The organism is Marinobacter sp. CA1, from assembly GCF_020546665.1.
Taxonomy (GTDB): Bacteria; Pseudomonadota; Gammaproteobacteria; order Pseudomonadales; family Oleiphilaceae; genus Marinobacter; species Marinobacter xestospongiae.
On the sequence record NZ_CP071785.1, the window covers coordinates 1,474,733 to 1,496,640 of the forward strand.

Sequence of the window (21,908 nt, forward strand, 5' to 3'; positions counted from 1 at the left end):
TATACCTCTTCTCAGGCTTCTTGCAGGCGATAGGCGGACCAGGCCCCCACCGCTCCCATGCCCCCCAGGAACAGGATCACCACCGGGACCGAGACCGTTGACAGCAGCGCACTGATGCCGCCGATGACCAGCAGCAACAGGCCAATCAGGGTATTGCTGACGGAGGTGTAGTCGGTGCGCTTGTTACCTCCGGCCATGTCGACCAGATAGGTCTTGCGCCCCAGACGAACACCGGCGTGGGCAATCCCCAACACAAAGAACGCGGCCGGATAGGCCCAGGCGGATAGCCGGTCCTCTCCGCCAGCGACGGTTATCAGTCCGGTCGCAAGGCACAGGACGCTGGCAATCACCGCGCCCAGGATCATGACCTGGCGACTGGAGCGATCCGCCATCCAGCCCCAGATGCTGGCACTGACCGAGCTGGCCAGGCTGCTGGCGAGCAGGAAGCTGCCCAGGAGCCAACCGGACTCGTTACTGTTCTGCGCCAGCAGCACCAGATAAGGTGCCGCCAGGGCGGAACACAGCAGCAGGGCGCGGGTGATAACGAACTGACGGAAAGGGGCGTCATCCCGCAACAGGCTCAGGCTTTTGATCGCCTGCCCGAGAGCGTGGCCACCGCCTGCGGTCTCGCCGGCGTATTCATCAATATTGGCAAACAGGGCGCCGGCAACCAGCCAGAGCAGGGCGGCAAACACCAGCAACAGGGTATAGAACTGCAGCGACGGTTCGCCACCGTCCCGGAACAGCAGGATGGTCAGGGCGACGGTGGTTGTGCCCCCGAGGGTTGTCGCCAGGCCGGACAGGCGTCCCCGTCGCCCTTTGGGAATGCATTTGCCCTGCACGTCTTTCATCGCCACCGAGCAGAATCCCCGTGACAGTGAAAACACCACCAGTGCTGCGACGATGCCGTAGCCGGCGGCATAGCCCTCCAAAAAATGAACACTGGCCGCCATGGCGGCAACGCTGATGGCCTGGCCCAGCGCCCCGAGGCTCCAGAACCACTTGCGCACTGGCTTGCGACGTACCCAGGCTCCGATGGCCAGTTGTGGCACCATGGAGCCGGATTCCCGGATGGGGACCAGCCAGGCCACCAGCGCCGGTGCGCCTACCGCGCCCAGCAACCAGGTCAGCACGGTTTTGGGGCTGACCAGCAGATCGCCCAGTTTGGTCAACACATTGCAAACCAGAATCAGAAAGAAATTGCGGGGGACTTCCTGACAGGCGGAGTCAGGCAGGTCCGAGCAGGCGCGGGCGTCCTCCTCGTTGGCGATCAGGCTGTAAAGCTGCTCGGTTGCGCTGGAATCAGGTTTGGCCACGTTGGCACTCCGCTGTGGAACGAGGCGCCAAGCTTACCATTGCCTGGCGCTGTGCTCATCCGGGCGATCAGACGAAGGGCGTGAGGTGGTTGTCCCAGCGCAGCGGATACTGTTGGAGGGGCTGGGGAGTGGTGGAGCGTGGATCGATCCTGTAGATCCGGCCAATGCCGGAGGTCACCAGAAAGCCGTCCTCGCCATCGGGCAGGGCGCCGGCGCAGTCGGGAATCGCCAGCTCGCGGATCAGTGTCTTTTTCTGATAATCCACCAACACCGTACGTCCGCCCCGGGGAGCGGTAATCGCTGCCACCGAGGCGCGAGGGTGGATGGCGATGCTGGCGGTGTAGTTGTTGAGGCTGGCCTGTAACGGCGAGGGCAGCTCGATCTCGCTGAACTGGCGCGCCTGGCTGTCCAAACGGGCGATCAGTGGGGGGGTGTGCCAGCGTGGCCCCTGGTACTGGTAGCCGGCGATGACAATGCCTTCCGGGCTGACGTCGAGGTGACGGCAACTGAGCTGGTGGTGGGAGGGCTGATAGCGCTGTCGCTCCTGACCACTGTGCCGGTCGATCAGCACCAGTGCCGGCGCCATGGTATCCAGATTAAGCTTGATGCGGTCGTAATCCGGATGGGTCTGGATGCCGCCAACCGCTACCACCAGGGTCTCACCGTCCGGGTGCAGCCGCAGTTCGTGCGGGCCGATGCCACCAGCGGGCAGGTGGTCCACCAGACGATAGCCATTGTGGACATCGTAGACGCCGATCAGGCCATCACCGCTGGGGTAATGGTTCATGGTGGTGTAGAGCCGGCTGCCATCGGGGCTGAACACCCCATGGCCGTAGAAATGATGCTCCTCTCCCGCCGCCACCTGAGTGACCAGATCGCCGCGGGCACTGTCGATCACGTAGAAGTGACGGCCCGGGCGGCGGGCGAACAGCACCACATGACCGCCATCCGGACTGGGGCAACCACCGTGACAACGCTCCGGCACGGGCAGGGTGACCGGCGCAGCCCCTCCCAGCTCAACGCTCACCAGGGCATGTCGGCCGTCCTCGGTATCGGCGGCACTGAACAGGCGGGTCCGGGCTGGCGCAGTCTGGCCGGAGGGTGCGAGGGCACAACCGGGCAGTCCGGCGCCCAGGCTCAGTCCGGCCAGACCCCATTGCAGAAATCGACGGCGTGAAAGCACTTTCTAGTCACCGTCGCTGGAATTGAAACCGCGAATTACACCCAGGGCGGCGGCAATGTCGTTGTTCAGGGTCTGTTCCAGCTGTACCACGTCAATGTAGATGGATTGCAGTTGGCCAAAGCCCTCGTCATCCTCAATCAGCGGCGCCATGCCCGCTGGTGCGTTCTCCAGGTCACCCAGTACTTCCTCGAAGGCGTCGTTCAGTTGCTCACCAAGATCGGCGTGGCCCTGGGCTGCAAGTTCTGCCATCAGGCCGGGAACGAAGTAGCGCTGCAGACCTTCAATGCTGGCGCGGATTCCGGCCAGTGAGGTTTCGCTGCGCCAGGCATCCGCCAGGTAGGGATTGCGGCGGCCTGAACCCCGCAGACCCATGGGCGCGCCCATGCGGCGATCCTGTAGGATCTCCAGGGCGTTCATCGCGGAACGAATGGTGCCGTGGGTGTAATCGTCGGTAGCCAGGTAGTGGGGCTTCATCGCTTGCCACTGCTGTTGCAGTTCCAGAGCGTTGGCGTGGGTGTGGCTGCTGATGGCGTTGAACAGCTGACAGCTGCGCTCGGCCGGCAGCGCCTGCTCCGACTGCTGGAATCGGGGATCGGCCAGCAGGAATTCCAGTGCAGGGAAGCCCTGTACGGCGACGCCGGCGCCGTCGATGGTGGCTGTGTTCAGTTCGGTCTCGGCGGAAAGCCAGTAGTTGACCTTGCGAGCCACCAGGTTCTTGGCATCCGGCCAGAACTGGAATTGCCACGCCAGGCTGTCCTGTTCAATCGGGCCAAACTCGACAAAACGCACCTGTTGCCAGCTCTCGAACGCCTGCAGCCAGGCATCGCCGAGCTGGCGGCGTCCGCTGGCGTCGGGGCCTTGGCAGTAGCCATCGCCGGCGTCCATCAGCTGCTGGGTGTGGTCTGCCAGCTGCTGGTAACCGGTGGCGATGTCCTGATGCCAGCGTTCCCGTGGGGTGTCAGCCAGGGCAGCGACCGGCAGGGCAGTGATAGCTGCTGCCAGTGTCAGGGAACGGGTAATGCGACCGAAGCGCCGGGAACCGGGCATGGCATGCTCCTCTTTTGAAAGTCTTTTGAGAATCTTTTCGAAAGTCTTCTCGAAAACGTTGCTGAAAACGTTCTTGGAAACTGTATTGACGACTTTTCCAGCGCCAACATCACTCTGGTTGGCGCCGATGCATTATAGCGATTCCAGGAAGCGGATCAGCGCCTGTCGGTCTGTGGCGTCCAGGCTGCGATAGCCGTCGGCGGCCGGCTGGGCTTCGCCACCGTGCCAGAGCACCGCTTCTTCCAGGGTCCGGGCGCGGCCGTCGTGAAGGAAGCCGGTACGCGGCAGGATGGTCTGGGCCAGGCCGATCCCCCACAGCGGCGGTGTTCGCCACTCGTTGCCGTTGGCCAGAAACTCCGGGCGACCATCGGCCAGGGCCGGGCCCATATCGTGCAGCAGCAGGTCGGTGTAGGGCCAGATAGTCTGTTGACTCAGGTCTGGCCGATCGGCCACGTCACCGGTTTGGTGCCGGGGGGTATGGCACCCGGCGCACCCCAGTTCATTGAACTGACGGGCGCCTGCCTGAACGTCCGGGTCGTTGAAATCCCGGCGGGCCGGCACCGCCAGGCTGCTGGCGTAGAACGACACGAAGCCGGCCACTTTGTCACTGACCTCAGGGTCCCCTCCGCTGGCGTACTGGTCACAGCCCTGGGCTGCGGTACAGTCGGTGCCGGGGCTGGTGCTGGACGTCAGGCCCATGTCGCCGGCAAAGGCACCCATGCTCTGCTGGTGAACCGTGGGTTCGGCCGCCTTCCAGCCAAACCGTCCCAGCACGGTCTGGTTGGTGGCTTTGTTCCAGACCCGGTTGGCCTTGCCGGAAATGCCGTCGCCATTGGCATCATTCAGGTCTTCCCGGGCGACCAGGTCGGATTCCGGAATGTGCTCCAGCAGACCCAGGCCGATCATTGCCGGGGCCATGCGGGGCGACACCAGCAGGTCGTCAGGCAGTGGGCCGTAGTTGGGGTTCTCGATGTGGTAGACCGGCTTGCGCAGGGTGACCTCCGTGCCGTCGGCCAGGGTATCGATGACCGTCTCCCAGCTCACCACCAGATCGGCCTCCGGTTTCACGCCGGGGATGGCTGCGGTCTGCAGCTGGCTGCCGTACACCGGCGCCGGCTTGAAGCCATGCTGTTTCAGCAGCTCCGCATCTTTGTCGGGGTCCGCCGGCACCGCCAGGCGAAGGAACAGCGAGACCGAGCCGCCCTGTTCATCCTGGGGGTGACCGCGACCGTCCTTGATGTGACAGCCCTGGCAGGAGTTGGTGTTGAACAACGGGCCGAGGCCATCGCGGGCATCGGTGCTGGCAGGCGCTTCCACCCAGGGGTTGCGGAAGAAGCTGTTGCCGACGCTGAAATCCAGCCGCTTGGTCATCGACAGGTTGCCCTGGGGCAGGGAAAAGGCGTTGTGGTCAAACTGCTCCACGGTGCCGTCACCGCCGGTCATCGGGGTGTCCTGAATCGGGTAGTCGGCAGTCGGTGTAGCATGGGTCTGGGTGACGGCCAGGGCGAATAGCCAGGGCGTCAGGTACTTCGGACGTAATGTTGGCATGGTAATACTTGGTCAAGAGGGAAGTCGTCGCCAGCCTGCCAGAAAAGTGCCAGGCTGGCCATGACTTACCTCAACACGGAGCCAGCGGCTCCGTGTTGATGGTTGGATCAGAAGCTGTGGCCGGCATCATCCGGTTGCAGCGAGTTGACGCCCAGGATCTGGGCAGCCTTCTCGATGGAGCCGGTCTGCTCCACCAGGGCCACGATGGTGTTGTTAATGACTTTCGCGCCTTCGGTGTTGTTCGGGGCGATCATCATGTCGAACTTCACCGGGTTTTCGGAGGCTTCCGCCGTTTGCTTCATGGTGCTCAGGGCGGCCATGGAGGCGTTCAGCTGGTCGTTGAGAGTGCTGTCCAGCTCCGGATTGGCTTCGGCGACCAGGTCGGACAGGGACGGGCCTTCGAACACGGTGCCGTCGATGCGGGTGTAGCTGCCGGTGTAGACGTTCTGTACGCCCTGACCGTTGTAATAGTGGGAGTTGTGGGTGTTGTCGCTGAAGCAGTCGTGCTCATCCTCGTAGGAGTTGGCTTCCAGAGCAACCTTCATGCGCTCGCCCGCCAGTTCGCCCAGGGACAGCGAGCCCATGCCGAACAGCATGCGCTGGAACGCTTCCTCCGGTGCCAGGCCGGTGAGTTCGGCGCGGTAGTTGTCGGCCTGCTCGGGTGCCCACTGGGCAACCATCCACTCCAGGTCGCTGATCAGCAGGTCCGTGGTGGCGTCCAGGTAGTCGGCACGACGGTCACAGTGGCCGTTGGTGCAGTCGTCACCCTGGGCGAAGTCGGTCGCCGGGCGATTGCCGTTGCCGGCGCCAAAGCCGTTCAGGTCCTGACCCCAGAGCAGGAATTCGATAGCGTGGTAACCGGTGGCAACGTTGGCTTCGGACCCGCCAATCTCGTTCAGGTCTGCCAGCAGCTGCGGCGTCAGCTCCGTGGTGTCAATGGTTTCGCCACCGACGTTGATGGAGGTGGAGGCGATGATGTTGGCGGTGGCGCCGTCGTTGCCCAGCTCATACTGGTAGTCAGCGTCTGCAACGTAGTCGATCAGGCCTTCGTCCAGCGGCCAGGCGTTGAGCTGGCCTTCCCAGTCGTCAACCACGGCGTTGCCGAAACGGAAAACTTCGGTTTGCTGGTAGGGAACCCGGGCGGCGAGCCAGGCTTCCTTGGCGGCTGCCAGATTGGCGGCGGTCGGCTCGCTGATCAGTTTGTCGGTCGCGGCATCCAGTGCCTTGGCGGCGGTCAGGGCATCCTGGAAGTTGGCGTGGGCCAGATCGGCGTAATGGCTGACAACCGCGGCTTTGTCCACGGACTGGGCGGCTGCCTGTTCGGCCTGCGGGGTGTCTTTTTCAGCGTCGGCTGCGGCGTTGTCCTGGCCGGTGCTGCAGGCTGTCGCCAGAGTCATGGCGGAAACGGCAACGAACAGCGGATTACGGGAAAGTCTGGCGATCATGGTGATGCTCCGTGCATTCCTTGTTGGTGAGGTGGGAATAAAAGTCATTAACATTAACGATTATAGAGATTCGTTCATTACGAATGCAATGTTCATCCACCGGGAAATGATCCTGGCGCTTGTCTGGTCGGGCGATATGGGGCCTAATTCAGCCTCTGGACTTTCTGGGACCCACGATGCTCAGTTACCTTCATGCCTATCACGCCGGCAACATTGCCGACGTTCAGAAGCACGCCGCGCTGTCTCTGACCCTGTCGATGATGCAGACCAAGCCTTCTGCGATTGCCTGCTTCGACACCCATGCCGGCCGGGGTCTTTACGACCTGCAGGACGAACGTGCCCGCAAGACCGCGGAGGCGGACAGCGGTATTCAGCAGGTCTGGGCGGTTCGTGACACCCTGGTGTCGGACGACTGGCAGCATTTCCTGCAACCTCTGGAAGCCCTGAACCGGGGCGGTGCGGGGCTGCGTTACTATCCGGGATCACCGCGTTGGTTCTGCCACTGGAAGCGCGCCCAGGATGCGCTGACTCTGTTCGAACTCCATGGCAACGAGAACGATCAGCTGCACCGCAAAGTGCCGCTGCCCGATGTCCGTATCCGCCATGAGGATGGTCTCAAGGGGCTGCTGCGTTCCCTGCCGCCAGCGGCGCCACGGTTGCTGGTGCTGATGGACCCATCCTACGAAATTCGCAGTGACTACGCCGATACCGCGCGCACCCTGGCCCGGGCCTGGCGTCAGTGTCGCCATGGCGTCTATCTTGTGTGGTACCCGATTCTGCTCGACGGTGGCCACCAGGTGTTGCTGGATCTGGTTTCTGAGGGCCAGGCCGGGCCGGTGATTCGGCACGAACTGCGGCTTCAGTCGCCACCTGAGCGGGGTATGATCGGGTCGGGCATGCTGGTGCTTAACCCACCCTGGCAGTGGCAGCACCGGCTTGAAGCGATGTTGGCCCCCGTCTGCGGTGCTGACATTCTGGCGTCAACACAGCAGTGGGACTGGCTGGTGCCCGAGTAATCTGCGTCGCCGGAGTTATGCGGCTCGGATCAATTGAACGGATCAAGACAAAGGAGCCGTCCTGAGTGATGAGTGAATCGGCCGTTGCCCGCCCAACCGGCGCGACTGAGGTGCCGGAACCGCCGATGGCATTGCCCGGTGGCCTGGTCTCGTTGGCAGATTGGCGACTGCCGCCGGCATCAGTCCGCCACACCGTGCGGGATCTGCTGCGCTCAACCTGGGGCCAGTTTCGTCACCGCTTTGACCCCGGCGAACACGGTTTTCGCCCGGAGCCGGACATCGAAACACTGACCTCCCTGCAATTGCGACGTTTTGCCCCTGATCCTGACAGAACCGCTCAGGTTCAGGCCCTAGGCGCGGAAATAGACCGTCAGCAGGCGCAGACCCGAGATGGCGTGCTGGCGCTGGTAACGCCGCCGTGTTCTGGCCTGCGGGAGACGCTGGTGACCCTGGCTGAAGAGCGCGGCTGGCGAGTCATCCAGCCGCCAGAGGTCTGGCCGGCCTCCCAGGCGGAAGCGGAGAACTGGTGGCAGCAGCAGGCTCTGGACGAGCCCTGGCTGATCGCCGATCTGGCCGGGTTGTGGCGTCGCCATCGGCGGGGCCTGTGGTTGCTCAAGGCGTTTTTTCAGGGGCTGGCGCTGGGGCGTTTTGGCGCCGGGGTGGTGCACTGTTCCAGCTGGTGTTGGGGATTCTGGCAGCGCTATCTGCCACAGCTGCCCGTGGCCAGTTGTACGCCCGCGGCGCTGGATGAGCCATTGCTGGCTGCCTGGCTGGGTTCGCTTGTTGGTGGCGAATCCGGCCTGACGGTTCGGATGAGCGACAGCGGTGACGGCGTGCTTCCCCTTGAGAGTGAGCGTAATGGCAGCCGTCAGCACCGGTTGATTCGCGACCTGGCAGCGTTTTCCCGTGGTAATCCCGGCGTGGCCCTGGCGATCTGGCGCAAGCTTCTGCGGGCTCGGCCAGAGGCGCCCGAAGCGGATGCCGACAAGCCGGCCACCGGGGCCCGGAGCTGTTGGGCGATACCGCTGGAACAACTGAGTCTGCCCGCGGTGCCGTCGTCACCGGACCGCGGCGTCACCCTGATCCTGCACGCGCTGTTGTTGCACGATGGCCTGTCCCTCGGAGAGCTGCCAGCGGTCACCGGGCTGGGTAGCGACGCCGTGGCCATCCTGCTGCAGACGCTGCGCAACGGCGAGCTGGTGGCTGAGGGCGAGCGTGGCTGGCAGGTGACGGCACTGGGGTATCCGGCGGTGCGACGCCAGCTGTTGAACGATGGCTATCCGGTAGATGGGTTCTGATTGCGATGAATGATTTTGGTCTCAAGGACGCGCTGTCGTCGCTAAGTTCCCAGTCGGTGTTCGAGGCGTTGCTGCTGGTGGCGGTCGCGGTGGCCCTGATCATGGCCATCCAGGCCTTTTTGCCGCGGCTGGCAGGCCAGTTGGGGGGCAAGCCCCGACTCTACCTGCTGGCATCGGTGCCGCTGTTGCGGTTGCTGATCATCGTCGCCACCGTGCTGCTGGTGGTGCCGGTGCTGATCGAGCCCTCGTTCGAGAACATGTTCGCGGTGTTTGCCGCGCTGGCGTTGGCCCTGGGGTTTGCCTTCAAGGACTACGCCAACAGCCTGATTGCCGGCATCGTCACGCTGTATGAGATGCCCTACCGTCCGGGCGACTGGATTGAGGTGGATGGCCATTACGGGGAGGTCCGGCGGATTGGAACACGCGCTGCGGAGATTGTGACCGCTGACGATACCGTGGTGGTGATTCCCCATGGCGTGCTCTGGAACGCCCTGATTGCTAACGCCAACAAGGGCTCGGACAACCTGATGACGGTCACCGAGTTCCACCTGCGGCCGGGGCACGATGTGGCGGCAATGCAGGCGCTGTTGCGGGATGTGGCGTTTACCAGCCCGTTGGTGCGGATCTGGCAACCGATCAAGGTGGTGGTGGCGCAACGGCCTTACGGCTTCTGCTATCGGGTGAAGGCCTATCCGCTGGCGCCGGCAGACCAGTTTGCGCTGATCTCGGACCTGACCGCCCGCGGCAGTGAAGCCTTGGGGGAAGCAGGGGCGACGTTTGTGGAGGTGCCTCCCGTCGCCGCCTGAAGGCAGGTGTGATTGCCAGCCCGGCCGGGCTGGCAATCAGGGCTGCCGGGTATTACATCTCGCCGGAGTCGGCCTCTTCCACCATGGAGGTGATGGTGTCGAGGATTTCCTGACCACGTTCACCGGCGGCTTCGAGGTAGATGTCACGAACGCCCATGCTGGCATCGCGGAACACCGCCCGTTGCTCGTCAGTCAGCTCAACCACTTCGATATCGCTGTTCTGGGTGATCTTTTCCAGGCGCTCGCCGTTGAACTCGGCCTGCTTCTGGTAGATGTAGTCGACCAGTTCGGCGCGGGTGTCGTCCAGCCACTTGCGCTGGTCGTCGGGCAGAGACTCATACCACTCCTTGTTCGACACCAGGGTGGTGATGAACTGGGCGTGATTGGCCAGGGTCATCGCTTCCTGAACTTCGTAGAAGCTCATTTCCTCGATGGCGAAGATCGGGTTTACCTGACCGTCGATCTGCTTCAACTGCAGGCCGCTGTAGACCTCGGAGTAAGGCATGGGCGACGGGTTGGCGCCGTAGGCCTTGTAGGACTCGGTCAGAATCGGGGAGGTCATGGTGCGCATCTTGAACTCGGAGAAATCCGCCGGAGTGCGCAGCGGCTTGTTGCCGGTCCAGACCATCCAGCCTTCAGGAACAATACCCAGCAGCTGCATGTTCTGTTCGGCGTAAGGAGCATCGAACAGGTTGTGGACCTTGCTGCTGGACAGCACTTCCTTGTTCACGTCGTTGTCGTCAGACAGCACGAAATGCAGGGTGAAAACCCCCACTTCCGGGATGACGGATGCCAGGTGACCCGGGGACGCGAAAGCCAACTGGATAGAACCGTCCTGAACCAGCTCGGTCAGCTGTGAGGATGTGCCGAGGGCACCGTAGTGGTAAATCTCGATCACGATCTGTCCATCGGACATGTCCTCGATCTGGCGCTTGAACTCTTGAGCGTAGGCATCCTGGACACTGCCTTCGATTTCTTCCAGCGCGAAGCGCCAGGTCACCGGTTCAGCCTTCGCTGCCGGTTCTGCGGATTGGCTGGATGAGCTCGATGAGCTTGAGCTGGAGGTGGAAGCGGCCTCCTGCTCGGTCTCGCCGCTGTCGGAGCAGCCGACCAGAACCAGCGAGAATGCAAAGATCAGGCTTCCGAGCCAGCGTGTGAGTTTCGTCATTTGTTATCTCCTTTGCTGTGTCGTCCTCTAGAACTAACGTGTGCAAACTGTTCCTAACAGCCTATTAGATAGACACATTTCTTGATGTTTGCCACCTATATCACCCTATACTGTATGGACGCACATTGGAAACGGAGTCCAGTTTATGGCCGAACCGAGCGAGGAAAAACAAGCTGCGGGTATCGGAAACATCTTAAAAATTCCCCTTCGTTGGCTTGATACAGGCCTCAACTTCATCGAGAAATCCATTCTGATTGTCGGCATCCTGCTGATGGCCGGCGTCAGTGTCCTGAACGTCTTTGCCCGCAACCTGGGCGCCAGTCTGTCGTTTGCAGACGAAGTTGCCCAGCTCCTCGTGGTGGTGGTGACCTTTGTCGGTGTCGGCTACGGCGTCCGCAATGCCCGTCACATCCGGGTATCCGCCCTCCATGACCTGCTGCCTCCCTTGGGGCAGAAAATCCTGCTGACGATCGTCAGTTTCGTCTCCTGCGCGCTGTTGGCCCTATTGGCGGTGTACGCCTGGGAATACGTCATGAAGCTGCAGGCGTCCGGCCGTCGCATGCCATCGCTGGGGATGCCGCTGTGGACGGTGTACCTGATTGCACCCATTGGTCTGGCGGTTGGGTCGGCCCAGTTCCTGCTTGCCGGCGTGCGCAACCTCATCAGTCCGGGGGCCTGGCTGTCCTGGCACAACCCGGATGAATACGAGGACGAGCTCGACGAGATGACGTCGGAGATCGGGCTGAAGGACGACTTTGCGGGAACGTCGGAGACGGAGAAGAACAATGGATAACCTGATCGACGTGCTGGGCCTGGGCGGCCTGGATCTCGCCTCGATGGCGGTGGTGGTAGCCGTGGTGATGGTGGTGCTGCTGCTGATGGGCTTTCCGATGATGGTGCCGCTGCTGGTTGGGGCGATGGTGCTGTTGTTTACCCAGTTCCCGTTCATGGAGGGGCCGGTGATCATCCAGCAGATGATCGGTGGGATCTCCCAGAGCGTGCTGGTGGCGGTGCCCATGTTCATACTGGCGGCCGACATCATGATCAAGGGCCACACAGCGGACCGGCTGCTGGATCTGGTGTCCAAGTTTGTCGGCCATCTTCGCGGTGGCTTGCCCATGACCACGGCAGTGTCCTGCACACTGTTTGGCGCCGTGTCCGGCTCGACCCAGGCAACGGTGGTGGCCATGGGCCAGCCCCTGCGACCGAAAATGATAGAAGCGGGGTATTCGGACAAGTTCACCATGGCGCTGATCATCAACGCCAGCGACATCGCCCTGTTGATCCCGCCGTCGATCGGCATGATCATCTACGGGGTGGTTTCCGGCACCTCGGTGGGTGACCTGTTCATCGCCGGTATTGGTCCCGGTCTGCTGATCCTCGCGCTGTTCTCGATCTACTGCTACTTCAAGTCGGTCAAACTGAAGATTCCGCTGATGGAGAAGGCCCCCTGGCCGGAGCGGATCACCGCGCTGAAGCGGGCGATCCTGCCGATGGGGTTCCCGGTGATTATCATCGGTGGTATCTACTCCGGGCTGTTCAGCCCGACCGAGGCCGCCTCCATGTCGGTGGCTTACGCCCTGGTGCTGGAAATGGCAATCTTCCGTCAGGTCAGCTTCAAGGACCTGCCCAGCATCGCACTGTCCACCGGTCTGATCACCGCGGTGGTGTTTATCCTGGTGGCCGCAGGTACTGCCTTCTCCTGGGTGATCTCCTTCGCCAAGCTGCCCGAACTGATGCTCGGCGGGGTCATCGAGAACGCGGCGGACAGCCCTTACATGATCCTGGGACTCATTGCGGTGTCCTACTTCATCGGCTGCATGTTTGTGGACCCGATTGTGGTGATCCTGATCCTGACGCCCATTTTTGCCCCGGCGGTCGCCGCGGCGGGCATTGATCCGGTTCTGGTGGGTACCCTGGTCACCCTGCAGGCGGCCATCGGCTCGGCGACACCGCCGTTCGGATGCGATATATTCACCGCCGTGGCCATTTTCCGAAGGCCTTACCTGGATGTGATCGCGGGTACACCACCGTTTATCGTGCTGCTCCTGCTGTCGACGGTGTTGCTGATTCTGTTCCCGCAGATCGCGTTGTTCCTGCCCGGTTTGATGGAGTAGCGAGCCGGGCCATGATCGAGTTGATTAGCCGCCATGAAAAACCAGACCCACGCCATGCTGTTCGGGCTTGGCGCCGTCCTGCTTTGGTCCACCGTCGCCACGGCCTTCAAGCTGTCTCTGCGAGAGCTGAGTCCGGTGCAGATGTTACTGGTGGCCTGTGTGGCGTCTGTGGTGGTGATTGGCCTGGTGCTGGTGGTCCAGGGTCGCTGGCGCCAGGTGTTCTCGCTGCGGCGGGGGCAGTACCTGCAATCCCTGCTGATGGGGCTGATCAATCCCTGCCTGTACTACTTCCTGCTGTTCGGCGCCTTTGACCGGCTGCCGGCGCAGGAAGCGCAACCCCTGAACTACACCTGGGCACTGGTGCTGGCGTATCTGTCGGTACCGTTCCTGGGGCAGCGGCTGCGTCGCGCCGACATCATTGCCGGCCTGATCTGCTACAGCGGGGTGGTGGTGATCGCCACCCGGGGCGAGGTACTGTCACTGACCTTCTCGAATCCCGCTGGGGTCGCTTTTGCCCTCGCCAGCACCCTGGTGTGGGCATCCTACTGGATTCTCGCAACCCGCGATGAGCGCGACCCGGTGGTGGGGCTGTTCCTCAACTTCGTCTGTGGGTTGCCGTTCATCGTCCTGGCCTGTGGACTCACCGATGGCTTTGCGTTCGATCCTGGTACCGCCTTCTACAGTGCCCTGTACGTGGGCATTTTCGAAATGGGACTGGCCTTTGTGCTCTGGTCCTATGCCATGAAGCGAGCGGAGAACACTTCCCGCATCAGCAACCTGATCTTTATCTCACCGTTCCTGTCGCTGGTCTTTATCTACCTGATTCTCGGCGAAGTCATCCTTGGCTCCACCTACGTAGGGCTGGGCCTGATCATGGCCGGATTGTGGGTGCAGCAGCGCAAGGTCCGTGACAAGGTCGCCGAAGCCGAGGCGGTGTGATCCCGTGTCGTCTCAAACTCTCTGGCATCTGTATCTGGTGAGAACCGCGTCCGGTGCGCTCTATACCGGCATTACCACCGATGTCCCCCGACGGTTTGCCGAGCATCAGGCCGGTGCCCCCAAAGGGGCGAGGAGTCTGCGTGGGAAGGGGCCGTTGACCCTGGTTTTCAGTACCCCGGTGGGTACTCGTGCCGAAGCATCGCGGCTGGAGTGGCAGGTGAAGCGCTGGCCCAGGGCCCGTAAACAGGCCCTGGTGACCGGGGAGCTGGAATTGGCCGAGCCGGCCGTTTCAGCGGCTGAGCACTGACATCATGCCGCGGGTGATTCGGTCCGGCAGCCACTTGCTGGCCAGTGAGAGGGATTTGAACTGCCGGCTTACCAGGTGATGAACCTCATGGCCCCGGTACGCCTTCCACACCTCCTCCGCCAGATCTTCCGCAGTCAGTGACACTCCCAGGCGCTCGATCACCGGGGCGCGAAAGCTCTGGTTATCCACCATCGGCGTCTTGACGAAGGGTGTCATGATGTCCTGTACCAGGATATCGTGGCGCTTCCACTCGATATTGAGGGCTTCGGTCAGCCCTCGCACGGCGAACTTGGAAGCCGAGTAACTGGCGAAATGCGGGGTGCCATACAGCGCTGAGGCTGAGCTCATGTTGATGACCCGGGCGCGGTCGGTCTGTTGCAGCAGTGGGAACGCGGCCAGGCATACCCGCATCAGTCCGCTGACGTTGATGTCAAGGATACGGGCGTGCTCCGCCATGGGGATGTCTTCAAAAGGCCCGACCCGCAGGATGCCGGCGCAGTTGAAGAGGATGTCGAGACGGCCGTCGGCAAAGCCATCAAAGGCGGCCAGGGCGTCGGTGACGGACGCCTGGTCTGTGACATCCACGGCCTGGGTCCAGTGTTTGCCCCCCAGGGACTGGTTCAGGTTGGTCAGTGCCTCGCCGTTGACGTCCATCAGGCCCAGGCGCCAGCCCTCCCGGGCAAACAGCCGGGCGGTAGCGGCGCCGATGCCGGACGCGGCGCCGGTAATCAGGATGGTGTTCATAGTGCCTGGTGCCTCCGAATGTGTTGACCTGCCGCCTGGATGGCGTCGGTGGCCCGGCTAAGCTGGCCGGCGTGAACCTGAAACACGTGCCAGAGCCCGTTGTAGACCTCCAGCACCACTTCGCCACCCTGCTCGCGAACCTTACGCGCCAGACGCTCGGAATCGTTGAGCAGGATTTCCTCACTGCCCACCTGTACCAGCATCGGTGGCAACCCGGACAGGTCGCCGAACAGCGGCGAGATGTAAGGGTGGTTGCGGGGTTCGCCGTGGCAGTAGAGCCGGGCGGCATTGTCGATCCAGCGCTGCTGTAGCAGCGGTTCGACCACTGGGGTGTACAGGCTGGTGTGGGTCAGATCGGTCCACGGTGACAGCAGGGTCAGTGACGCGGGCAGGGGCAGCTTTTCGTCACGCAGTCGCATCGCCAGTGCCAGTGACAGACCACCGCCGGCGGAGTCACCGGCCACGGACAGCCGATCTGCAGGAATCCCCTGGTCCAGCAAGGCCCTGTAAGCCGAGACGGCATCGTCCAGGGCGGCCGGGTAAGGGTGTTTGGGTGCCAGCCGATAGTCGATGGCATAAACCGTGGCCCCGGTGGCTTTGGCCAGGTGACCGGTCAGTCCTCGGTGGGTGGCAGGAGAGCCGACGATGTACGCGCCGCCGTGCAGATACAGCAGGCCATAGCGGTCGTCGCTTTGACAGCTTACCTTGAGCGTGTCGACGCCACCGAGCGTGGTGCTCTGGAAACGGCTGCCCAGAGGAGGCAACGAGCTGCGGTAGGCCTGGCGGATCAGGGTCCGTTGCAGCGGGACGCCCAGTGACGGGTTGAGCATCGGTTTGACCACCCGTTGCAGGGTTTGGCGAAGGCCAGTGGCCAGCGCGGACTGAAGCATGGCGTGTCTCCTCAAAGAGGCGATGTGGAATGGCTCAAAGACCCATAAGGTTAGGCGGCTTGCCGGGTGCCGCCAATGGCTTGGCTGACGTTGCCAATCCGGCACTCCCAAGGGTAACCGGATTGGGGGCCGGTTATGCTACTCTTTGGCTAAATTCAGGCGCCAGCGGCAGTCCAGGCATCTGCAGTCACTTCCGCCATGGCCAACAAGTCACCGATTGATGACGGGCGTTTAATCCCTCGTGTACTGGAAAACCGATAACATAGAAATTCCCGATTGGGACCGGCAGTCGCTGTTGGCCAAGCTGGTGCCGTTTGATCCGGATCAGCCCGGCGAACTCGGCGCGGAAGCCACGGCCTACTGCCGTTATTACGGTCTGGACCTGTGGGTGGAACATCCCGCAGTCCGGTACCAGCAGGGGCTCCTGCAGGCCGGTGGTCATAAGGTGGTTTTGCATTACTACCGTCAGCCCGATGCGGAGTCGTGCCGGGGCACGGTCTTTATCCTCCACGGCTACTTCGATCATGTGGGGCTATACAGTCAGCTGATTGATCGTTGCCTGGGAGCCGGATTCGACGTGCTGGCCTACGACCAGCCGGGACATGGTCTGTCCAGTGGCACACCGGCGGCCATTGGCAGCTTTATGGAGTACCAGGCGGTGTTGTGCGACGTCATGGCCCGGGTCCGGTCGCAGTTGCGCGGTCCCTGGTTTGCGGTTGGCCAGAGCACCGGTGGCGCGATTCTGATCGACTACCTGCTGTCGAACCGTCACGACACCGACTCCTCGGCTTTTCGCCGGGTGGTGTTACTGGCACCGCTGGTGCGTCCCACCGGGTGGCTGGGGGCCAAGGTCCTTCACAGTGTGATGCGGCCGTTTATCAAGCGCTGGCGTCGGCTGTTCTCCGAGAACAGCAGTGACGGCCGGTTCCTGAGGTTCCTCAAGGAGCACGACCCGTTACAGGCACGGGCCGTGCACGTGGACTGGGTGTCGGCGTTAAGGCAGTGGGTGCCGCATATCGAGTCGTGCCCACCGGTGGATTACCCGATCACCGTGGTACAGGGTGAAAAAGACCTGACGGTGGACTGGCAGCACAACCTGCGGATCATCCGCAACAAGTTCGCCGACGTCGAGGAAGTCCGGATTCCCGATGGCCGGCACCATCTGGTGAACGAGGCGAAGGATCTGCAGGCCACAGTGTTCAACACCATTGTGGAAACGTTTACCAGCGACCAGACAGATCGATACCCGGAAGCCTGTTGAGGGTAGAAGACTTCCAGCAAACGGCTGGATTCACATAACAGCAGAGGTGTAGTTGCAGTGAAAAAGACAATCCTGGCCGTTACAGCGGCGGCAACGCTGAGCGGGTGTATGACCTACGATCCATACACCGGCGAAGAGAAAGTCTCGAATGCCACCACCGGTGCCGTAATTGGCGCTATTGGCGGCGCAGCGGTAGGTGCTGCAACATCCAGCAAGAGTGATCGGGGCAAGGGTGCGCTGATCGGTGCGGCCTCTGGTGGGGCCATCGGTGGCGGTATTGGCTATTACATGGACCGCCAGGAAGCCCAGCTTCGCCACAAGCTGGAAGGCACCGGTGTACGGGTGGTGCGCAATGGCGACCAGATTGAGCTGGTGATGCCGGGCAACATCACTTTTGATGTCAGCCAGTCCACCATCAAGTCGTCGTTCCATGGGGTGTTGGAGTCGGTGGCACTGGTACTGAAAGAGTTTGACCAGACCATCATCAACATCGAAGGGCACACCGACAGTACCGGCTCACAGAACTTCAACCAGTTGCTGAGTGAGCGTCGGGCGGGGTCAGTTCGAGATTTCCTGCTGGCGCAGGGCATTCAGTCCGGTCGTACCCGGGCTGTGGGCTATGGTCCCCGTTACCCCATCGCCACCAATTCCACGGCGGCCGGTCGTGAACAGAACCGGCGAGTGGAGCTGACCCTGGTGCCGATGCAGCAGTAATACCCTGCATGGCATCCGGAGCCGCCCCGACGGGCGGTTCCGGGACAGCTGGCCGGTGCTCAGTTGGCGTTGCTGGGCAGCCAGTCGTCAATACGGGCCTTCAGGTCCTGCAGTTTGTCTTCGCCGGCATCCCGAAGGTTGGACAGTTCCTGACGTGCTGTCTCGACCCGACCCTCCAGATCCTTGATCTTCTCCGCGAACTCCCGTTCAACCTCGGCTTCCGCCGCTTCGTCCCGCGCTTCGGCAATGCGGGCATCGGCCTCGCTGCGCAGGTTGTCGATCTGCTTGCTCCACTTCTCGGACTGGGTTTCCAGTTTCTGCAACAAAGAATCCTTCAGAGACATGGGATGCTCCTTGATCTTGTGTGGGTGATGCAAGGCTTTTGTGCCCTGACCCTTTAGACCATGGCTGCGCGACGGCATTTTACAAGGTGGCCGGCATGAATAGCGGCTTACGGGTCGTTAATCCGGCCCGTTCTGACAGGCACAAAAAAACCGCGGCGCAGGCCGCGGTTTTCGGAGGGTGCCGGTTACCGGCGATGATCGACCTCCAGGCTCAGAACAGCACCCGGCAGCGGATGGTGCCCTTGACGGACTTGAGCTTCTCCAGCGCCAGTTCGCCGTACTCCTTGTCCACATCGATCACCACGTAGCCGATCTCTTCCTTGGTCTGCAGGTACTGACCGCATACGTTGATGCCGTTCTCTGAGAACACCTGGTTGATCTCGGACATCACGCCCGGCACGTTCTCGTGGATGTGCAGCAGGCGGTGCTGGTTGGGGTGTGACGGCAGGGCAACTTCCGGGAAGTTGACGGACGACACTGAGGTGCCGTTGTCGCTGTACATGGACAGCTTCTCGGCCACTTCGCGACCAATGTTCTCCTGCGCTTCCATGGTGGAGCCGCCCACATGCGGGGTCAGGATCACGTTGTCAAACTCACGCAGCGGCGAGACGAACTCTTCGTCGTTGGACTTCGGCTCCACCGGGAACACGTCAATCGCGGCGCCCAGCAGCTTGCCGCTGCTGACGGCTTCAGACAGCGCGTCGATGTCGACAACGGTACCGCGGGAGGCGTTCATCAGAATGCTGCCCGGCTTCATCTGGGCGAACTGCTCGGCACCAAACATGTACTTGGTGGCCGGTGTTTCCGGAACGTGCAGGCTGACCACGTCAGCGATGTTCAGCAGTTCCTGCAGGGTGCCGACCTGGGTGGCGTTACCGATCGACAGCTTGGAGACCACATCGTAGAAGTACACTTCCATGCCCAGGGACTCGGCCAGAACGCTGAACTGGGTACCGATGTTGCCGTAGCCGATGATGCCCAGTTTCTTGCCGCGAATCTCGTAGCTGTTCTTGGCGGATTTGATCCATTCACCACGATGGGCCTTGGCGTTCTTCTCGGGTACACCGCGCAGCAGCAGGATCGCCTGTGCCAGCACCAGTTCCGCGACACTGCGGGTGTTGGAGAACGGTGCGTTGAACACGGCGATACCGCGGCGGGTGGCTGCTTTCAGGTCCACCTGGTTGGTACCGATGCAGAAACAGCCCACGGCCACCAGCTTCTTGGCAGCGTCGAATACACGCTCGGTCAGTTGGGTCCGGGAACGGATGCCAACAAAATGGGCGTCGGCGATCTTCTCGATCAGATCGTCCTCGGCCAGAGAATGAGTCAGGTACTCGATGTTGGTGTAGCCTGCGGCGTTCAGTGTATCAATAGCGGATTGATGCACGCCTTCCAGCAGCAGGATACGGATTTTGCTCTTTTCGAGAGACGTATTAGACATGGGCTTGCTTCCAGACCTTTCGTCGCGTGGTAAGACAGAAGTGTCATCTGTGCAGCCTGGCGTCGTCTACTGCAAGGGGGCAGGCTCACAGAACAGGGGCGGTATGATACCATAAACGCAGATTTTCACAGCGCATCAATTCGCTCGGATCAATTCCACTTTCCGATAATGCTTATGCGCCTAACCGTTAACGTGCCATCCTGATTGAGACCGGAACTTCCATGACTCCCGAACAGATCATCGCCACGCTCAAGACCCTGGTGGATGAAGGCAAAGTCCTGACCGATCCCGCCGACCTGGACAACTACGGCAAGGACTGGACCAAAATCTATCCGCCCAAGCCCCTGGCCATTGTGTTTCCCAAGACCACCGAACAGGTACAGGCACTGGTGAAATTTGCCAATGAGGCCGACGTGGCGCTGGTACCCTCGGGCGGGCGTACCGGTCTGAGTGCCGGAGCTGTCGCGGCCAATGGTGAAGTGGTGGTGGCGTTCGACTACATGAACCAGATTGTCGATTTCAACGCCAGTGACCGTACCGTGCGTTGTCAGGCCGGGGTGATCACCGAGCAGTTGCAGACGTTTGCCGAGGACAACGGCCTCTATTATCCGGTGGATTTCGCCTCGGCCGGGTCCAGCCAGCTGGGTGGTAATTTGTCCACCAACGCCGGCGGTATCAAGGTGATTCGTTATGGCATGAGCCGCGACTGGGTGGCTGGTCTCACGGTGGTGACGGGCAAAGGCGATGTCCTTGAGCTCAATAAGGATCTGGAGAAGAACAACACCGGTTACGACCTGCGCCACCTGTTTATCGGCGCCGAGGGCACTCTGGGCTTCATCACCGAAGCCACCATGAAGCTGACCCGCAAGCCCGACAACCTGACCGTGCTGGTGCTGGGGCTCAATGACCTCACCAACACCATGGATGTGCTGCAAACCTTCCAGAACCGCATCGACCTGACGGCGTATGAGTTCTTCTCCCATCAGGCCATGCAGCATGTACTGGCGCACGGCCAGGTGCAGGCACCGTTCGAAACCGAGGCGCCTTACTACGCGCTGCTGGAGTTTGAGGCGGTGTCTGACCAGGTGATGGACGATGCCATGGCACTGTTTGAACAGTGTGTCGAGAATGGCTGGGTGCTGGATGGGGTGATCAGCCAGAGCGAAACCCAGGCCAAGAACCTGTGGATGCTGCGCGAAGGCATCTCCGAGTCCATTGCGCCCCGCACGCCCTACAAGAACGACATCTCCGTAGTGGTGTCCAAAGTGCCGGAGTTCCTCACCGAGATCGACCAGGTGGTAACCGAGCATTACCCCGACTTTGAGATCATCTGGTTCGGCCATATTGGTGATGGCAACCTCCACCTGAACATCCTCAAGCCGGAAGATCTGCCGAAGGAGGATTTCTTCGAGAAATGCCAGCAGGTCAACAAATGGGTGTTCGAGATTGTCGAGCGTTACCAGGGCAGTGTCTCTGCCGAGCATGGCGTGGGCATGACCAAGAAGCCCTACCTGCAGTACACCCGCAGTGAGACCGAGATTGCCTACCTGCGCGCCATCAAGCAGGTGTTTGATCCCAAGGGGGTGATGAACCCCGGCAAGGTGTTCGATCTGTGAAACCGCACATTGTCGTACTGACCGGCGCTGGTATCAGCGCCGAAAGCGGGCTTTCCACGTTCCGTGACAACGGCGGTCTGTGGGAGCAGCACAGTGTGTACGACGTGGCCACACCGGAGGCTTTCGAGCGTAATCCGGAGCTGGTGTTGCGGTTCTACAACGAGCGTCGCCGCCAGCTGGCCAGTGTGGAGCCGAACCGGGCCCATCAACTGCTGGCGGAGCTGGAGGCGCAGTATCGCGTCTCCATCGTCACCCAGAATGTGGACAACCTGCACGAACGCGCCGGTTCAAGCCAGGTGATCCACCTCCACGGTGAACTCACCAAGGTGCGCAGCAGCCGTTATCCGGAGCAGGTTTACGACATTGGCTGTGACCCGATTGCCCTGGGCGACACCTGTGATCGTGGCGCCCAGCTCCGGCCCCACATCGTCTGGTTTGGTGAAGAGGTTCCGATGATTGAGGTCGCTGCGGACGTGGTGCGGACCGCGGACCAGCTGCTGATTGTGGGGACGTCCTTGCAGGTCTACCCCGCCGCCGGGCTCGTGCATGAGATCGACACCCATGTGCCGGTGACGGTGATCGACCCGGGTGAGCCGGCGAGCGTGTCCCGCGCCCGGGTGATTCGCAAGGGCGCCAGCGAGGGCGTGGCGGAATGGTTAGCCAACCTGGCGGTGTAGCAATCAAGAAGCTACCAGGTGGCAACCGGTG

Annotated in this window: 21 protein-coding genes; 11 read left to right on the forward strand and 10 right to left on the reverse strand. The window is 61.8% G+C overall.

The genetic code is table 11. The annotated features are described in order from the left end of the window. Nucleotides 1–11: 11 nt before the first annotated feature. The 5 genes from J2887_RS06905 to J2887_RS06925 all read right to left on the reverse strand — a co-directional run bounded on the left by J2887_RS06905 (nucleotide 12) and on the right by J2887_RS06925 (nucleotide 6,539). Nucleotides 12–1,316, reverse strand: coding sequence for an MFS transporter (locus tag J2887_RS06905; protein ID WP_227175252.1), 1,305 nt, complete (start codon nucleotides 1,314–1,316; stop codon nucleotides 12–14). A gap of 67 nt (nucleotides 1,317–1,383) precedes the next feature. Then, complete coding sequence (locus J2887_RS06910; RefSeq protein WP_227175253.1) at nucleotides 1,384–2,499, reverse strand: DUF1513 domain-containing protein; 1,116 nt, start codon at nucleotides 2,497–2,499, stop codon at nucleotides 1,384–1,386. 3 nt (nucleotides 2,500–2,502) lie between these two features. Further along, nucleotides 2,503–3,546: an imelysin family protein gene (locus J2887_RS06915; RefSeq protein WP_227175254.1), complete on the reverse strand. Its 1,044-nt coding sequence runs from the start codon at nucleotides 3,544–3,546 to the stop codon at nucleotides 2,503–2,505. 132 nt (nucleotides 3,547–3,678) lie between these two features. Then, on the reverse strand, nucleotides 3,679–5,094 hold the full coding sequence (locus J2887_RS06920) for a di-heme oxidoredictase family protein (protein WP_227175255.1): 1,416 nt from the start codon (nucleotides 5,092–5,094) through the stop codon (nucleotides 3,679–3,681). 107 nt (nucleotides 5,095–5,201) lie between these two features. Next, nucleotides 5,202–6,539, reverse strand: coding sequence for an imelysin family protein (locus J2887_RS06925; protein ID WP_227175256.1), 1,338 nt, complete (start codon nucleotides 6,537–6,539; stop codon nucleotides 5,202–5,204). A gap of 176 nt (nucleotides 6,540–6,715) precedes the next feature. Between J2887_RS06925 and rlmJ the strand changes: the two genes are divergently transcribed. The 3 genes from rlmJ to J2887_RS06940 all read left to right on the forward strand — a co-directional run bounded on the left by rlmJ (nucleotide 6,716) and on the right by J2887_RS06940 (nucleotide 9,659). Continuing rightward, nucleotides 6,716–7,555 carry a 23S rRNA (adenine(2030)-N(6))-methyltransferase RlmJ gene (gene rlmJ / locus J2887_RS06930; RefSeq protein WP_227175257.1) on the forward strand — a complete coding sequence of 280 codons (840 nt, stop codon included), beginning with the start codon at nucleotides 6,716–6,718 and terminating at the stop codon, nucleotides 7,553–7,555. 68 nt (nucleotides 7,556–7,623) lie between these two features. Further along, complete coding sequence (locus J2887_RS06935; protein WP_227175258.1) at nucleotides 7,624–8,853, forward strand: hypothetical protein; 1,230 nt, start codon at nucleotides 7,624–7,626, stop codon at nucleotides 8,851–8,853. 5 nt (nucleotides 8,854–8,858) lie between these two features. Next, nucleotides 8,859–9,659, forward strand: a complete 801-nt coding sequence (locus tag J2887_RS06940) for a mechanosensitive ion channel domain-containing protein (RefSeq protein WP_227175259.1) — start codon at nucleotides 8,859–8,861, stop codon at nucleotides 9,657–9,659. A gap of 52 nt (nucleotides 9,660–9,711) precedes the next feature. On the opposite strand, the gene dctP is transcribed toward J2887_RS06940, so the two are convergent. Then, nucleotides 9,712–10,827: a TRAP transporter substrate-binding protein DctP gene (gene dctP / locus J2887_RS06945; RefSeq protein ID WP_227175260.1), complete on the reverse strand. Its 1,116-nt coding sequence runs from the start codon at nucleotides 10,825–10,827 to the stop codon at nucleotides 9,712–9,714. Between the two features lie 145 nt (nucleotides 10,828–10,972). Between dctP and J2887_RS06950 the strand changes: the two genes are divergently transcribed. Genes J2887_RS06950 through J2887_RS06965 form a run of 4 tightly spaced genes read left to right on the forward strand, consistent with a single transcriptional unit; the run spans nucleotide 10,973 to nucleotide 14,190 of the window. Further along, nucleotides 10,973–11,620 (forward strand): TRAP transporter small permease, encoded by a 648-nt coding sequence (locus J2887_RS06950; protein ID WP_227175261.1) that lies wholly within the window; start codon nucleotides 10,973–10,975, stop codon nucleotides 11,618–11,620. A gap of 43 nt (nucleotides 11,621–11,663) precedes the next feature. Then, nucleotides 11,664–12,944: a TRAP transporter large permease gene (locus tag J2887_RS06955; protein WP_227176065.1), complete on the forward strand. Its 1,281-nt coding sequence runs from the start codon at nucleotides 11,664–11,666 to the stop codon at nucleotides 12,942–12,944. Between the two features lie 33 nt (nucleotides 12,945–12,977). Continuing rightward, entirely contained in the window at nucleotides 12,978–13,883 is a 906-nt protein-coding gene (locus J2887_RS06960; RefSeq protein ID WP_227175262.1) for a DMT family transporter, read from the forward strand. Between the two features lie 4 nt (nucleotides 13,884–13,887). Continuing rightward, nucleotides 13,888–14,190, forward strand: a complete 303-nt coding sequence (locus J2887_RS06965; protein WP_227175263.1) for a GIY-YIG nuclease family protein — start codon at nucleotides 13,888–13,890, stop codon at nucleotides 14,188–14,190. Here the strand turns inward: J2887_RS06965 and J2887_RS06970 are convergent. Continuing rightward, nucleotides 14,173–14,934 carry an SDR family oxidoreductase gene (locus J2887_RS06970; protein WP_227175264.1) on the reverse strand — a complete coding sequence of 254 codons (762 nt, stop codon included), beginning with the start codon at nucleotides 14,932–14,934 and terminating at the stop codon, nucleotides 14,173–14,175. The genes J2887_RS06965 and J2887_RS06970 overlap by 18 nt on opposite strands. Next, nucleotides 14,931–15,824 (reverse strand): alpha/beta hydrolase, encoded by an 894-nt coding sequence (locus tag J2887_RS06975; RefSeq protein ID WP_227175265.1) that lies wholly within the window; start codon nucleotides 15,822–15,824, stop codon nucleotides 14,931–14,933. The genes J2887_RS06970 and J2887_RS06975 overlap by 4 nt, the downstream gene beginning before the upstream one ends. 241 nt (nucleotides 15,825–16,065) lie before the next feature. On the opposite strand from J2887_RS06975, the gene J2887_RS06980 reads away from it, so the two are divergent. Together J2887_RS06980 and J2887_RS06985 are read left to right on the forward strand one after the other, a co-directional pair. Beyond that, nucleotides 16,066–17,085 (forward strand): alpha/beta hydrolase, encoded by a 1,020-nt coding sequence (locus J2887_RS06980; RefSeq protein ID WP_227175266.1) that lies wholly within the window; start codon nucleotides 16,066–16,068, stop codon nucleotides 17,083–17,085. Nucleotides 17,086–17,142: 57 nt separating this feature from the next. After that, entirely contained in the window at nucleotides 17,143–17,799 is a 657-nt protein-coding gene (locus tag J2887_RS06985; RefSeq protein ID WP_227175267.1) for an OmpA family protein, read from the forward strand. A gap of 59 nt (nucleotides 17,800–17,858) precedes the next feature. On the opposite strand, the gene J2887_RS06990 is transcribed toward J2887_RS06985, so the two are convergent. Both J2887_RS06990 and serA read right to left on the reverse strand, forming a co-directional pair. Beyond that, complete coding sequence (locus tag J2887_RS06990) at nucleotides 17,859–18,143, reverse strand: hypothetical protein (RefSeq protein WP_227175268.1); 285 nt, start codon at nucleotides 18,141–18,143, stop codon at nucleotides 17,859–17,861. Nucleotides 18,144–18,354: 211 nt separating this feature from the next. Next, nucleotides 18,355–19,584, reverse strand: coding sequence for a phosphoglycerate dehydrogenase (gene serA / locus J2887_RS06995; protein WP_227175269.1), 1,230 nt, complete (start codon nucleotides 19,582–19,584; stop codon nucleotides 18,355–18,357). 221 nt (nucleotides 19,585–19,805) lie between these two features. Between serA and J2887_RS07000 the strand changes: the two genes are divergently transcribed. Then, complete coding sequence (locus tag J2887_RS07000; RefSeq protein WP_227175270.1) at nucleotides 19,806–21,200, forward strand: FAD-binding oxidoreductase; 1,395 nt, start codon at nucleotides 19,806–19,808, stop codon at nucleotides 21,198–21,200. Continuing rightward, nucleotides 21,197–21,877 (forward strand): SIR2 family NAD-dependent protein deacylase, encoded by a 681-nt coding sequence (locus J2887_RS07005; protein ID WP_227175271.1) that lies wholly within the window; start codon nucleotides 21,197–21,199, stop codon nucleotides 21,875–21,877. The genes J2887_RS07000 and J2887_RS07005 overlap by 4 nt, the downstream gene beginning before the upstream one ends. Nucleotides 21,878–21,908: the final 31 nt, after the last annotated feature.

Coding starts and splice junctions, on each gene's coding strand:
- J2887_RS06915 (WP_227175254.1), bottom strand. CDS start 3,546: ATGCCCGGTTCCCGGCGCTTCGGTCGCATTACCCGTTCCCTGACACTG.
- J2887_RS06920 (WP_227175255.1), bottom strand. CDS start 5,094: ATGCCAACATTACGTCCGAAGTACCTGACGCCCTGGCTATTCGCCCTG.
- J2887_RS06925 (WP_227175256.1), bottom strand. CDS start 6,539: ATGATCGCCAGACTTTCCCGTAATCCGCTGTTCGTTGCCGTTTCCGCC.
- rlmJ (WP_227175257.1), top strand. CDS start 6,716: ATGCTCAGTTACCTTCATGCCTATCACGCCGGCAACATTGCCGACGTT.
- J2887_RS06935 (WP_227175258.1), top strand. CDS start 7,624: ATGAGTGAATCGGCCGTTGCCCGCCCAACCGGCGCGACTGAGGTGCCG.
- J2887_RS06940 (WP_227175259.1), top strand. CDS start 8,859: ATGAATGATTTTGGTCTCAAGGACGCGCTGTCGTCGCTAAGTTCCCAG.
- dctP (WP_227175260.1), bottom strand. CDS start 10,827: ATGACGAAACTCACACGCTGGCTCGGAAGCCTGATCTTTGCATTCTCG.
- J2887_RS06950 (WP_227175261.1), top strand. CDS start 10,973: ATGGCCGAACCGAGCGAGGAAAAACAAGCTGCGGGTATCGGAAACATC.
- J2887_RS06955 (WP_227176065.1), top strand. CDS start 11,664: ATGGCGGTGGTGGTAGCCGTGGTGATGGTGGTGCTGCTGCTGATGGGC.
- J2887_RS06960 (WP_227175262.1), top strand. CDS start 12,978: ATGAAAAACCAGACCCACGCCATGCTGTTCGGGCTTGGCGCCGTCCTG.
- J2887_RS06970 (WP_227175264.1), bottom strand. CDS start 14,934: ATGAACACCATCCTGATTACCGGCGCCGCGTCCGGCATCGGCGCCGCT.
- J2887_RS06975 (WP_227175265.1), bottom strand. CDS start 15,824: ATGCTTCAGTCCGCGCTGGCCACTGGCCTTCGCCAAACCCTGCAACGG.
- J2887_RS06990 (WP_227175268.1), bottom strand. CDS start 18,143: ATGTCTCTGAAGGATTCTTTGTTGCAGAAACTGGAAACCCAGTCCGAG.
- serA (WP_227175269.1), bottom strand. CDS start 19,584: ATGTCTAATACGTCTCTCGAAAAGAGCAAAATCCGTATCCTGCTGCTG.
- J2887_RS07000 (WP_227175270.1), top strand. CDS start 19,806: ATGACTCCCGAACAGATCATCGCCACGCTCAAGACCCTGGTGGATGAA.